Origin of the sequence: Bacillus sp. B4EP4a, assembly GCF_006680105.1 — a bacterium.
GTDB lineage: Bacteria > Bacillota > Bacilli > Bacillales > DSM-1321 > Peribacillus > Peribacillus simplex_E.
Genome location: NZ_VHIK01000036.1, coordinates 25,705 through 38,760, shown reverse-complemented (window position 1 = coordinate 38,760; position 13,056 = coordinate 25,705). Strand labels below are relative to the sequence as shown.

The 13,056-nt window shown below is 41.9% G+C and carries 12 protein-coding genes; 2 read left to right on the top strand and 10 right to left on the bottom strand.

Translation table 11 applies throughout. The features are described from left to right. Positions 1-60 precede the first annotated feature (60 nt). The 6 genes from hrcA to gpr all read right to left on the bottom strand — a co-directional run bounded on the left by hrcA (position 61) and on the right by gpr (position 7,216). Complete coding sequence (gene hrcA, locus FNK51_RS17905; protein ID WP_141994193.1) at positions 61-1,089, bottom strand: heat-inducible transcriptional repressor HrcA; 1,029 nt, start codon at positions 1,087-1,089, stop codon at positions 61-63. A gap of 124 nt (positions 1,090-1,213) precedes the next feature. Further along, positions 1,214-2,365 (bottom strand): radical SAM family heme chaperone HemW, encoded by a 1,152-nt coding sequence (hemW, locus tag FNK51_RS17900; protein WP_141994192.1) that lies wholly within the window; start codon positions 2,363-2,365, stop codon positions 1,214-1,216. Between the two features lie 89 nt (positions 2,366-2,454). Beyond that, on the bottom strand, positions 2,455-4,290 hold the full coding sequence (gene lepA, locus FNK51_RS17895; RefSeq protein ID WP_098369760.1) for a translation elongation factor 4: 1,836 nt from the start codon (positions 4,288-4,290) through the stop codon (positions 2,455-2,457). A 176-nt stretch (positions 4,291-4,466) separates the two neighbouring features. Beyond that, on the bottom strand, positions 4,467-4,790 hold the full coding sequence (locus FNK51_RS17890; protein ID WP_098369759.1) for a YqxA family protein: 324 nt from the start codon (positions 4,788-4,790) through the stop codon (positions 4,467-4,469). Positions 4,791-4,811: 21 nt separating this feature from the next. Then, positions 4,812-6,011, bottom strand: coding sequence for a stage II sporulation protein P (gene spoIIP / locus FNK51_RS17885; protein WP_141994191.1), 1,200 nt, complete (start codon positions 6,009-6,011; stop codon positions 4,812-4,814). Positions 6,012-6,097: 86 nt separating this feature from the next. After that, entirely contained in the window at positions 6,098-7,216 is a 1,119-nt protein-coding gene (gene gpr, locus FNK51_RS17880; protein ID WP_098369757.1) for a GPR endopeptidase, read from the bottom strand. Between the two features lie 275 nt (positions 7,217-7,491). Between gpr and rpsT the strand changes: the two genes are divergently transcribed. Further along, a complete protein-coding gene (gene rpsT / locus FNK51_RS17875; protein ID WP_034308554.1) occupies positions 7,492-7,758 on the top strand; it encodes a 30S ribosomal protein S20 in 267 nt (88 codons plus the stop codon). 88 nt (positions 7,759-7,846) lie between these two features. Here rpsT and holA read toward each other — a convergent pair whose 3' ends face one another. Further along, positions 7,847-8,860, bottom strand: coding sequence for a DNA polymerase III subunit delta (gene holA / locus FNK51_RS17870; RefSeq protein WP_098369756.1), 1,014 nt, complete (start codon positions 8,858-8,860; stop codon positions 7,847-7,849). Between the two features lie 343 nt (positions 8,861-9,203). On the opposite strand from holA, the gene FNK51_RS17865 reads away from it, so the two are divergent. Continuing rightward, on the top strand, positions 9,204-9,338 hold the full coding sequence (locus FNK51_RS17865; protein ID WP_034308559.1) for a YqzM family protein: 135 nt from the start codon (positions 9,204-9,206) through the stop codon (positions 9,336-9,338). Positions 9,339-9,414: 76 nt separating this feature from the next. On the opposite strand, the gene FNK51_RS17860 is transcribed toward FNK51_RS17865, so the two are convergent. The 3 genes from FNK51_RS17860 to FNK51_RS17850 form a co-directional block, all read right to left on the bottom strand. Then, positions 9,415-11,721, bottom strand: coding sequence for a DNA internalization-related competence protein ComEC/Rec2 (locus FNK51_RS17860; protein ID WP_141994190.1), 2,307 nt, complete (start codon positions 11,719-11,721; stop codon positions 9,415-9,417). Between the two features lie 18 nt (positions 11,722-11,739). After that, entirely contained in the window at positions 11,740-12,300 is a 561-nt protein-coding gene (locus FNK51_RS17855; RefSeq protein ID WP_098369754.1) for a ComE operon protein 2, read from the bottom strand. Positions 12,301-12,384: 84 nt separating this feature from the next. Continuing rightward, on the bottom strand, positions 12,385-13,020 hold the full coding sequence (locus FNK51_RS17850; RefSeq protein ID WP_141994189.1) for a helix-hairpin-helix domain-containing protein: 636 nt from the start codon (positions 13,018-13,020) through the stop codon (positions 12,385-12,387). Positions 13,021-13,056 lie beyond the last annotated feature (36 nt).

The window sequence follows — 13,056 nt, the reverse complement described above, 5'->3', positions numbered from 1 at the left end:
AGTAATATGCCAGGCCGCGGAAAATACTCCTCCGCCACCTTAACAATATTACCTTTGCTACTATTTTTGATACAGTTTTGTCATCAGGGCCGTTAAATCTTTCGAGAAAAACGAAAGCAAACTGATCACTCTCGAATATTCCATTCTCGTTGGACCCAATATGGCCAATGTGCCAACTTGCTCCTGCCCGATTGAGTAGGTTGCCGTAATCAAACTGCAGTCAACGAGCACTGTGTTTTGATTTTCACGGCCGATTTTGACGTGGATGCCCGATGGATTTTGGGTAATAAGTTCATAAAATCCCTGTTCCTGCTCAATCATCGATAAAAGCGTGCTTACTTTAGCAATATCATGGAACTCCGGCTGCCTTAGCATATTCGTTTTCCCGCCGAAAAATATTTTTTCGGGCTTTGTGTCCGTCAGGGTCTCCGCAAGGACCGAGACCATCGATCCATAGTTATGAATGTGGCGGCTCAATAGAACTGCAACTTCCTTATAGATCTTATCCTTTAGATCAACTAGCGGAACATCGACCAAGCGGGAATTCAATATGTTCACCATCTTTTCAATTTCATTTATATCAAAAGAAGGCGGTAAGGAAATCATTCGATTTTCCACATGACCTGTATCCGTAATAATGATGGCTATTGCCGTTTCAGGACTTAAAGGAATGATCTGAATTTTTTTCAGCTTATGCTCATTCACTTTTGGCCCGAGTACAATCGCCGTATAATTCGTCAGTTCCGAAAGTATTTTCGCTGACTTCTGAACGATCTTTTCCAATTCATAAATTCGTTCTACAAAAACGGATTTTAATATCTTCATTTCATTCTTTTTCGGAGCTTGAGGAGAAAGTAAATGATCCACATAATATCTATACCCTTTTTCAGAAGGGATCCTACCGGAAGAAGTATGGGTTTTTTCTAAAAATCCCATTTCTTCTAGATCAGACATTTCGTTGCGAATTGTGGCAGAGCTGAACGTAATTTCATCTTTCTTCGACAAGCTTCGTGACCCGACTGGCTGGGCAGAATGGATGAAATCCTCGATTATCACTTGTAGAATCAATAATTGACGATCAGTTAGCATGTATGATCACCTCTGTTAGCACTCTGTCTCATCGAGTGCTAATATACTAATAAATTATCAAATGAAGCTTATGATGTCAACAATGAAAACCGCTAATTCATCGTTAAAATAACATAGATTTCCTTCAGTCGGAATCAATAACGCCTAAAAATGATTGGAACACTTCATTTCCCAGCAGTTTGCCCCGCTCAGTCAAGCGTACAAACCCGTCTTCCACCTTTAGCAGACCCTTTACCGACCCTTCTTCGAGCGGTTTCCTGAAAATCTCCGTCATTTCAACAAAAAATTTATTCTTAAAGATTTCCAATGAGACTCCTTCCGTTTTCCGGAGCCCCAAAAACATCTCCTCTTCCATCCGTTCATGAAGCGGTACCGGGTGTTCTTCCAACACAGGCAGCTCGTTCGCCAGCAATGGCGTGATATATTTCTTCACAGGCCCATTATTGGCCACCCTTTTACCTCCAGTATAGCCATGTGCACCTGCACCAATCCCATAATACTCCACATTATCCCAATATGTCAGGTTGTGCCTGCTTTCAAACCCTGCTCGGGCAAAATTACTGATTTCATATTGATGCAGACCATGCTTCTCCATCTCTTCCATCAGCCTCTCATACATCGAAGCCTCGAGCTCCTGCGGCGGCAGGTTTAATTTACCCCTTCGCATCTGATTATAAAAAACCGTCTTCGGCTCAACGATCAACGAGTAGCTGGAATAGTGCGGCAATTGAAGGGCAATCGCTTTATCCAGCGTATCCTTGAAATCTTCCATCGTTTGGCCCGGCAATCCATAAATCAAGTCGATGCTTATATTCGTAAAGCCAACCTCTTGGGCCAAATGAATCGTTTCATATACTTCAGAGGCCCGGTGAGTCCGGCCAATTCGTTTTAATAATTCATCATTGAAGCTTTGCACTCCAAAGCTAAGTCTATTGACCCCCGAATCATAAAGTATCTCGAGTTTTTCCCTCGAAAGATCCCCTGGATTGGCTTCGAATGTATATTCAGCCTTTTTAGGATCAAAGGGCAGGGTTTCATTGATTGCTTCACATAAGAATGCAAGCTGCTTTTCATCTAGAGAGGTCGGTGTCCCTCCACCGACGAAAACCGTCTCCAAACCTGCAGTCGGGTATTTGGAAAGCTGCATCACCATTTCCCTTTTCATCATCTGTAAATATTCGTCAACCGGCTGTCCCTGCAAAAATACTTTATTGAAATCACAATAATGACAAATATGTTCACAAAATGGTATATGGAGGTAGGCGCTTTTGATCATTGTGTTCACAACCTTTTAATCGAATGAGTCGATAGAAAAAGAGGCTAGATCTCCTCTACCCTCTTTTTTCTAACTATCGTTTATTTTATTTATTTTTTGGGTGTCGTATCATCCATTTTCAAAACAGCCATGAAAGCTTCTTGCGGAACTTCAACTGAACCTACTTGTTTCATCCGCTTTTTACCTTCTTTCTGTTTTTCGAGCAACTTACGTTTACGGGAAATATCGCCGCCGTAACATTTAGCCAATACGTTTTTGCGCATTGCACTAATCGAAGAACGGGCTATGATTTTTTGCCCGATTGCCGCTTGGATCGGCACTTCAAATTGTTGTCTTGGAATTAGCTTCTTCAATTTTTCAACAATGACTTTACCGCGTTCATAAGCAAAGTCCTTATGAACGATGAAACTTAAAGCATCGACAGTTTCAGAATTCAATAAGATATCCATCTTCACTAGCTTGGACGGTTTGTAGCCGATCAACTCATAATCAAATGAAGCATAGCCTCTTGTATTGGATTTCAATTGATCGAAGAAATCATACACGATTTCCGATAATGGAATTTCGTAATGAATGCTCACACGAGTCTCATCGATATATTCCATATCAATGAAGTTACCGCGTTTATTTTGACAGATTTCCATGATCGTCCCAACAAACTCCGTCGGTGCCATCATCGTTGCTTTGACATATGGCTCCTCGACCCGTTCGATCTTTTGAGCATCAGGCATATTAGACGGGTTATCCACTTTCAGGACCGTTCCGTCTGTTTGGACCACATCATAAATAACACTAGGTGCAGTGGTGATCAGATCGATTTTGAATTCACGTTCAATCCGTTCCTGGATAATTTCCATATGAAGAAGTCCAAGGAATCCACAACGGAAACCGAAGCCCAATGCTTGCGACGATTCCGCTTCGAACTGAAGCGCTGAATCGTTCAATTCCAATTTCTCCAATGCATCCCGTAAATCATTGAATTTCGATGCGTCAATTGGGTATAAACCACAATATACCATCGGATTCATCTTCCTGTAACCCGGCAATGGTTCTGTCGCACTGTTCACGGCACTTGTAATCGTATCACCAACAGTCGTATCACCAACGTTTTTAATGGATGCCGTAAGGAAACCTACATCACCGACGTTCAGCTCATCCAACAGCTGTGTCTTAGGGTTGAAGACACCCAATTCGGTAACATCGAATTCCTTGCCTGTGGACATCATTTTGATTTTGTCGCCCACTTTAACGGAACCCTCGACAACACGGATATAGGCAACTACACCGCGGTACGCATCAAACAGTGAATCGAAAATAAGCGCCTTGAAAGGAGCATCAGGATCACCTTGTGGAGCTGGGACCAATTCAACGACCTGTTCCAAAATCTCCTCGATTCCGATTCCGGCTTTAGCAGAAGCCAAGACTGCATCGGAAGCATCCAATCCGATCACTTCCTCGATTTCTCCACGCACCCGTTCCGGATCTGCACTCGGCAAATCAATTTTATTGATGACCGGAATGATTTCAAGGTTGTTGTCCAAAGCTAAATACACGTTTGCAAGCGTTTGGGCCTCAATACCTTGTGCCGCATCGACAACAAGGACAGCGCCTTCACACGCTGCAAGGCTTCGTGACACTTCATACGTAAAATCGACATGTCCCGGTGTATCAATAAGATGGAAGATATATTCTTCTCCATCTTTCGCGTTATATTTCAATTGAATCGCATTCAATTTAATCGTAATTCCGCGCTCACGCTCTAAATCCATGGAATCCAACAGCTGACTCTTCATTTCACGCTGAGTCATGGCGTTCGTTTTTTCAATGATACGATCCGCCAATGTAGATTTACCATGATCAATATGAGCGATGATGGAAAAGTTACGAATTTTTGATTGTCTTTTTAATTTTTCTTCTCTATTCATGACGTTCACTCCCACTAGTCGACACAATACACTATTTTTTATTATATCAATAGAAAATGCAAGATTCAACAGAATAGTTACAAAAGAAGCATCATTGCAGGGCAAAGGATAAAAAAAGGCTGCATTCCGGATTCGGATGCAGCCTTTTGGCAGGGCACACTCAACTTATTACATACCTAAATCATATCAATTAGTGCTTGAAAGGCCCCTGATATGGACTCTCCCAGCGTTTTGCCGATTGATGAAAAAAAGTTGAAGGCTTTCATTTCTTCAAGTTTTTCTTTTTTCGTCTCCAAATCATGACTTGTTACTTTTTCGCCAAGGATATCCGCTTCCATCTCCCCTTGGTCCGATTGGTTAATCATGAATGCACTATTCAAAGAGGGATCTTCATACCCCTTCATTTTTTTCATCCCGTCGTTCGCTTGCTGCATCCCAATCAGAACACCTAAAAATAATACGAGCACGATCCCTGTACATTTCAACCAAAATCGAACCATGATAAGAGAACTCCTTTCAAATTACCTCGCTTCCGAATCCCCGGTCGGGTTATCCACTGCTTTGGCATCCCAGTAAAATTCACTGAAAACATCGGTAAAGGCATCAACGGTCAAGTACATTTCCTCAAAAGTATTATCAACACCGCCAACTTCAATAAGCATGGCATTGCCTGATAAATCTTGATTATATATACCATTATGGCTAGATCCGCCTTGTTTCATAACCCCTCGTGAAATACCTGGGTATTTTTTCTCCAATGCTTTATGAAGCTTATTGGCAAGCGCCGCATTTTTTTCAAAGTTCGGGTTATTACCCCCGATTACGAAGGCGATTTTGGCATACTCTTTACCTTTAATCGTAATTGTCGTATCTTTTTTCCGCTTTGAATCGCGGTGAATATCAATCAGATATTCTAAATCTTTATTATTGGCCAATGCCGTCTGAACAGAACTTCGGGATTCTTGATAGGATTTGGCAAAATTCAAGCCTTTATTATTCAGATTTCCCATGATATCCGTTTTATCGAGCGAGGAGCCAATCCCTTTATCAGCCAAATCTTCAACCATCCGTTCCCCGAGTTTCGTAATATTGATTTTAGAATGGTAGGCCAAGTCCGGATTTGTCACACCTTTTAAATATGGAAGATATGACTCCCGATTATGGCTATGGTAAATCTCGACCACTTTCCGTCCATTGGTCGTTTGTTTCGGCTGATTGGCCGCTCCTTTTTCCGGTTCTTCAATCTCATCCAGGTTTTGCAGGGATGCATCCCTTTCTTCATTCAGGACGTCTACCGGCGGCGAGGATTCATATGGCATATTCGTATAATTCGTTCCTTCCCCAGCAACGAGGATCTCATTATCAAAAATTGAAAAGCCAGGTAGTTCCCTGCCAAGTAAACTTCGCGGGTCCTCGAGTGAAATGTTTGTCGAGACTTTTATCAATTGATTCGTGATCACCGATTCCTGCTTACCTTCCGGCAGGGCATTAAAAAGATAATGGTTTTCATTGGCCAGCATCGAGAACAGCATTTTTCCCGAGAATTGGTTGGCTACAGTATGTACGGAATTAGAAGATATCCGATACTCCGGTCTTAGGGAGGTCATGACCCCACTGACTGAAAAAACAAAAAGAAGCAAGGCGAGAATACCTAGAAAAGTTTTTATTATTGTTGATCCGTGAACGGCTGTTATGATTCCTGGGGAATTTCTTCTTTTCATCCTTCCACCCTCTCTATAGCTTGTCTATTAATACCTATGACTTTGCTAGAAAGGGTAGAACACCATTTTTGGGCACTGAAAGTGATTTAACGGGTGTAGTAGCCGGTATTATCCTGATTTATTGAATGATGCAGGGCTGCATTTAAACCATTGGCTATTAAATTGGCCATATCCTCAATGAAAACATCGACTTCTTTCGGTGTAACCATTAAATTTTGACCAAGCGGTGACAGCACTTCATAAATCAATTTCCGTTTCTCTTCATCAGGGAGGACACCTATCATTCCCAAGAAGGTTTGGCGCTCCTTTTCACCTGGCATATCCTCTTCGGTCAACTTCGTGCGTTTCCCAAAACTGAATCCAGCGGGTGCCAGCGATCGTGATGGTCTGTCCCCTTCATTCAGTTCCTTGCCAAAGTGCTTCAAAATATAATCTATCGTATCGCTGGCAATTGATACAGCATCCACGACGGTAGGTATTCCAATTGCTATAACAGGAACTCCCAGTGTATCTTGGCTTAATTCTTTTCGTTTATTTCCAACACCAGACCCTGGATGGATGCCTGTATCCGTAATTTGAATCGTGGAATTCACCCGCTCGATCGAACGGGCAGCCAATGCGTCAACGACAATCAGGAAATCAGGATTACTTTTTTCGATGACTCCTTTAATGATGTCACTCGTCTCGATTCCCGTAATCCCCATCACCCCGGGGGAAATCGCACTGACCGGCCGATAGCCTTCCTTGACGGACTCCGGCTGCAATTCGAACAAATGTCTTGTGACTACAAGGTTCTCAACGACTGCTGGTCCCAGAGCATCGGGAGTAACATTCCAATTACCAAGACCTACAACCAAACAACTGCTTTCTTTGGTGATTTTATTCCGTTTCAAGAAGTAAGCCAGTTCGTTGGCGAACACCTTTTCCACCCGTTGCTGCGTTTCCGTATCCTGCTGGCGGATGCCCTGCACTTCGATGGTCAAATAACTGCCCTGTTTCTTACCGATTTCTTTTTCACCCTCAGCCGTGACCTCGACCAAGGATACCTTCAGATCATCCACTTCTTTTTCCTTAATAATGACCCCTTCGATACGGGATACATCAACTTCCTCTACAACACCTTTATGTTCAAGGGCAATTTCCTTTGCCTCTATCGCCAAATCTGTACGAATTCCGTATTCACTAAGGTCCAATTTATTTTCCATAACGGCCTCCTGATGTTTTGAATTGTATCTAATCTAGTATTTTCAATAGTCTCTCTTAAACATTCTGTCATTTTTGCTTTTTTATTATTCATTTTTTTGGTACAATGAGTGATGACGAGATGAATTTATTCCCGAAATTATAATTCCTTTTCGATTCTCAATCTGAAGTATTGCATATTTATGAGCAGTCTGATAGAATATCACTTGTGCTATTTGATATGGATTTGAAAAGTCGAGTTCATATAATCTCGATTTCTTTGTAGGAGGTGAACGGAATGCCAAACATTAAATCTGCTATTAAACGTGTGAAAATTAACGACAAAAAACGCGTTCATAACATTACTGTTAGATCAACTATGCGTACTACAGTGAAAAACGCTGAAGTTGCATTAGCTGGTGAAAACGTTGAAGCTGCTAAAGAAGCTCTTTTAACAGCTGCTGTGAAATTAGACAAAGCTGCATCTAAAGGATTAATCCATAAAAATGCGGCAGCCCGTAAAAAATCTCGTTTAGCGAAAAGACTTAACGCTCTTAACGCATAATGACAAAAAATAAACGATCCAATCGGATCGTTTTTTTTGTGCCGTTTTTTGCATAAAAAAGGTGACAGGATATCTGCCACCTTTTTTATCATCTAATTTTCAAAAGCAGCAGCTCAAGCGTGATTGCCTTATCCGCTTGGCCGGTCTTCATTTTATAATCCGCTTCCGCTAAGTCGTTCATGATGCTCAACAGCTCGCGTTCCTGGAATTTCCCCGTCTTTTCAAGTGCCAGCTTTACCCGGTAAGGGTGCACCTTCAGTTGACCCGCAATTTTTTGCTGGCTATAGCCCTGACGGGAAAGCTCCTTCACTTGATACATGAGCCTGACCTGACCTGCAATGACACTCAAGATCTTGATGGGCTCTTCATTCTGCCTGAGAAGATCGTGCAGTATCGACATGGCACTCTCCATCTTTCGCTGTAACACATGATCAACAAGCGTGAAGATATTCTGTTCCAGGGATTTAGCGACCAGCTTTTCCACTATCTCGACCGTAATGTGTTTATCAGCTTCTGCATAAAGCACCATTTTATCCAATTCATTCGTCAGCATCATCAGATTCGTTCCTGCAAGTTCAAGTAAAAGCTCTGTTGCCTGCTCATCTATTTGGACTGAAGAAGCTTCGACCCTCTCCTTCACCCACCCCTTTAACTCATGATCACCAAGCTTCTTCGCTTCAACGAGAACCGCCTTACGCTTCAGTTCCTTGGTGATTTTTTTCCGTTCATCCAGTTTCTCATAAGGTGCGGTCAATACGACAATAGAATAAGGGACCGGGTCAGCCAAATACGCTTCCAGTCTTTTCACATTATGTTCAACTCTTGACTTCGTTTTTTCAGCTGTCAAAAAAAATGGGTTTTGCATGAAAACAAGGCGCCTTTCCCCGATAAACGGGAGTGTTTCGACATCTTCAAGCGCAGTTTCAACAGGCGTCTCTTCTAAATCAAATTGAGCAAAGTTAAAATCCATCTCATCTTCGTGAAGGACATTTTCGATCAATAGCTGCTTCGTTTCATTAATTAGATAGGCTTCTGTCCCATATAACAAGTATACTGGCGAGAATTGCCCTTTTTTTATACTTTTCCAAACGTCTAATACCAATAGAATCCGCCTCTTTACTATGTATTCTTCTCTAATGGTATAGGTGGATGGACCATTTGACAAGCTATAAAGGGAACTAGCCCTTAAAAAGGGCTAGTTCCGGATCTATATGAACACTTTCAAGAAAGGCCCGGGTAATCTCCCTTGAAAGCGGGTAGAGTATTCATGTAGAACAAAAAATGAGCTTTTCACTTTCGCTTGCTTTGTTTGTACTTATATTTTGACCTCAAAATCCCAAACTATTTGTGTCAACTCTTGTCAGTAAAGGAAATGAAGGAATGAAGCCTGTAGATTTTTTTTTGGTAATGTTTTATACTATTAGCAGAAATAGGAGGGGTAAATAATGAACGAATTCGAAAAGAATGTTCAGTCAAAAACAGATGACGTCGCTGATTCCGCTATAGGATTCATCGGTTCTTTTGTATTTTTCGCTGCCATGTTCACCATAGCTGTCGTCATTAAAGCTGTCGGATCCTGATTTCTTTAACTACATGCACTTATTTTTCCTGATGGAGGCTGCCGCTGCAGTCTCTTTCTTTTTGATTTTCTACATACTATGGGAGTGTCTTCCGAAAGGTTCCACTGCTTTTGTAATACTTGTAAATAATAGAACCATCCTCGTCCGTCCTGAACACCTTTATGCCATTTTTCTCAAGATTCCCAATTACGTCTCCATGAGGGTGACCGTAGCCATTATCTTTTCCAACTGAAATAAGCGCCGCTTTCGGCTGTATCTGTTCAAGGAAGGCCACGGAAGAAGAAGTTTTACTGCCATGGTGTCCAACCTTCAAGATATCCGCCTGCAACTGCGGAAATGTGCTCAATAGTTCCTTTTCCCCTCCTTCTCCCATATCACCGGTTAATAACCATGACAATCCCCCAAGCTCCGTGAATAGAACTACGGATGAATCATTCTTATTTTCTTCTTTCTCATATGGACTTAGCACAGCAAACGGCGCTCCGCCCGCCACCCAATTGTCCCCCCTTCTCAGGACAGTCATTTTCATTTTTTTATCTCTTGCCATGGACACAAAATCCATATCCCTATATTGCTCTTCACTCCAGCCTCCAATGATGATCTCCCCAACTTTAAAATTTTCAATCAATTCTTTTGCACTTCCCATATGATCTGCATCCGGATGGGTTAAAATGAGTTTGTCCAATTGGTGGATCCCCTTACTTTTCAATAATGGAATAATGATATCATCCGCGGTGTTGAACTTCTTTCGCTTTTTTGCCCACGTGTCGATTGGAAATGTAATTCGCCCACCCGTATCGATCAAATAATTGCCGCGATTGAACGGCAGGATGATTAAAATGGAGTCACCTTGTCCAACGTCGATGATCTGCACTTCACCAAAAGGAGAGAATCTTTGTAAATTATATTGAAAAAGCAAAAGGACAATCATTATTCCGCACCAGATTTTACTTTTTTCAAAAGATACATCCCAAGTCAGGTATAATCCTAAAAGGGAAATAACAAGTAATGCCATCATGATGAAAGGTGGTTTCCCAAACTGAATGGAAGCCAGCGGCAAATCCGATGCTGCATCAGCGGCTTTATTGCAGAGTACGAATGTGAAATTCAATAATGATATGAGGGGTTGCCCCAAGGGAGTCAGTAATAAATGAATAAGGAGGGAAATTAGTGAAAGTGGCAGCAATATGATGGAATAAAGCGGAACATACAATACGTTTAGAAACACGCCAAGAAAGGATACTTCAAAAAAGTGAAAAAGCAAAATCGGAAGGGCTGCCAATTGACAGATGGAACTGATGATGAATAGCTGCGTTGTTTTCTTAGGATATTGTAAGAAAATGCTTGAAGACATGATAATGGAGAAAGTGACTGCGAATGAAAGCTGAAAACCTATATCATAGATCATATTAGGCCGAAAAAACAATAATGCCATATAGGTCGATCCGATCGCGGCACCCGCCGAGATTCGCTTCTTGAATAGCAGGAGCAGAAAGAAAAGCATAGCCATTAAACAGGATCTCACCACAGATGGACTGGCACCTGAAAGTAACATGTAAACCGGAAGGAAGATTAAGATGGCCACCATCATTCTTTCCCGTGTAATCCCAACCCTGATGCCGAAGTAAAATAACATCCCCGTTAAAAAACTGACATGGAGACCGGAAATCGCCAGTAAATGAACCAGACCCAACCGCTGATAATTAGAAAGGTCGCCTTCATCTATATATGACTGGTCGCCGAATATGAGGGCTGTGACAAAACCGCTCGATTCTTCCGGAAAGTGTTCCCTAATATACGTAATTCCCTTCAGGCGCCAATTACGAATCAAAACTGGAATCGAGTTTCCAGCCTTTTTGCATTCTTCAAATGAAATGGAATCTGCTTTGAATATCCAATGGATGCCATGGCGGTAAAGATAACGCTGGTAATCGAAACTGTTTTCATTCCTGTTTTTGTCGGGAATTTGCAATGTCCCTTCTGCCGGACATGATAAACCGATTCGCAGAAACCGACTCAGCTTTTCCTGTTCCAATTCGGTTGTGATTTTATAACGAAGCACTAGCCGTTCACCTTTCTCACCGCGCACGAATCCTTTTAATGAATTTCCATCTATATTCGGTTGGTCGGTAAAAGTGATGATAAATCGGCTTTCCGTTCCATGATAGGCAGTTTTGTTTCGGTGATCGGAGAAGGAGGCGGCCCCTATAAATATCCCCATGATCACCAAATGAAAACTAAGGGCCTTCACGCTTAACCCCACCGAAAAATAGAGGAAACAGAGAAAAATAAGGATAATGATTAGCAGCCTTACATTTAAAAAAGAATGGGCCGTAACACCAAATGTAGCCGAAACAGCTAGTAAAATAAGATGTCTAGCCATGCCTGCCCCCCGTCTTATTTAATTTTCAAATATTTGATTGGCCTGCTTTTCCAACTCCAATAAATCTTCTTTTCCCAAGTCTGATCGTTCAAGTTGAGCCAGCAATGAGAATACAAAGTCCTTTTTTTGTTTTCCATTAACATCGATGGCCCCTTTTGCTTCAACCTTCTCGGTCTTGACACCAGCCTGTTTGAATAATTCCAGGGCATATGGATGATTTTTGTAATCCTCTGCATAATAAACAGCCTTTATGCCAGCTTGGATGAGTGATTTACAGCACTGAAGACACGGAAAATGCGTCACATATATTTCTGCCCGATCAGTAGGTACCCCAAATTTCGCACATTGTAAAAGTGCATTCATTTCTGCATGTATCGTTCTAACACAATGATTATCAATTACATAACAGCCGTCATCAATACAATGCGTCCCTCCCGCAATGGACCCATTATATCCCCCCGCAATGATTCGGTTGTCCCTGACGATGGTCGCCCCTACAGTGAGGCGTGTACATGTGCTTCTTAAAGCTAATAAATGGCTTTGCGCCATGAAATATTGATCCCAACTAATTCTGTTCATGTTCTATCCCTATCCCCTTACCACTAGAATGATTTTCTTCAATTTTACCTTCTTCCTGGCCATTTGTGTAGCATATTCAATCATTCATTTCACTGAAATGGAATCCCGTAACCTTTCAAACGTTTTATCACCGATTCCCGTTACCTTCTTCAAGTCATCGACCTCCTTGAATTTCCCTACCGTTTCTCTGTATTCCAGGATCGCATTCGCTTTGGATGGTCCAATTCCCGTCAAGGTTTCCAAATCTTCCTGTGTAGCTTTATTCAAGTTCACCAGTCCTCCTGATGTCCCCCCTGAAACGACATCACCAGTTGACCCGACCTGTATATTCTCCAACTTCCCCTCGTCTTCTTCACCTATTTCCGGAACATAAATGACCATTTGGTCTTCGACAATTTGGGCAAAATTCACTTTATCCTTATCAGCCTTGTCCGTAAAACTGCCCGCTGCCGAAATCAAATCGATCACCCGGTCACCTGCCTGTGCAGTGAATATGCCTGGGGACTTGACCGCCCCTTTAACGTCCACTTTAATGATCTCAGGTTCGGCAGGCGTTTCATCATCACTTTGTTTATGTTCAGATTCTTTTGCAGTAATGGAAAATATATCTTCCGTATCAGCCGGATCCTCCACTTGTTGCAAAAAAAAGTAAATGCCCGCTGCCACAAATGCCACGGCAACGGTTATAATCGTCAATTTTCTTTTAAAAATCCCTTCCATTTCTTTACCTCCTTGTTGGATTTCGCACGATACATT

Excerpts from the sequence above, each read along its gene's own strand:
- lepA (WP_098369760.1), bottom strand. The coding sequence starts at position 4,290 with ATGAATAGAGAAGAAAAATTAAAAAGACAATCAAAAATTCGTAACTTT.
- spoIIP (WP_141994191.1), bottom strand. The coding sequence starts at position 6,011 with ATGAAAAGAAGAAATTCCCCAGGAATCATAACAGCCGTTCACGGATCA.
- FNK51_RS17865 (WP_034308559.1), top strand. The coding sequence starts at position 9,204 with ATGAACGAATTCGAAAAGAATGTTCAGTCAAAAACAGATGACGTCGCT.
- gpr (WP_098369757.1), bottom strand. The coding sequence starts at position 7,216 with ATGGAAAATAAATTGGACCTTAGTGAATACGGAATTCGTACAGATTTG.
- FNK51_RS17850 (WP_141994189.1), bottom strand. The coding sequence starts at position 13,020 with ATGGAAGGGATTTTTAAAAGAAAATTGACGATTATAACCGTTGCCGTG.
- rpsT (WP_034308554.1), top strand. The coding sequence starts at position 7,492 with ATGCCAAACATTAAATCTGCTATTAAACGTGTGAAAATTAACGACAAA.
- FNK51_RS17860 (WP_141994190.1), bottom strand. The coding sequence starts at position 11,721 with ATGGCTAGACATCTTATTTTACTAGCTGTTTCGGCTACATTTGGTGTT.
- FNK51_RS17855 (WP_098369754.1), bottom strand. The coding sequence starts at position 12,300 with ATGAACAGAATTAGTTGGGATCAATATTTCATGGCGCAAAGCCATTTA.
- hemW (WP_141994192.1), bottom strand. The coding sequence starts at position 2,365 with ATGATCAAAAGCGCCTACCTCCATATACCATTTTGTGAACATATTTGT.
- hrcA (WP_141994193.1), bottom strand. The coding sequence starts at position 1,089 with ATGCTAACTGATCGTCAATTATTGATTCTACAAGTGATAATCGAGGAT.
- FNK51_RS17890 (WP_098369759.1), bottom strand. The coding sequence starts at position 4,790 with ATGGTTCGATTTTGGTTGAAATGTACAGGGATCGTGCTCGTATTATTT.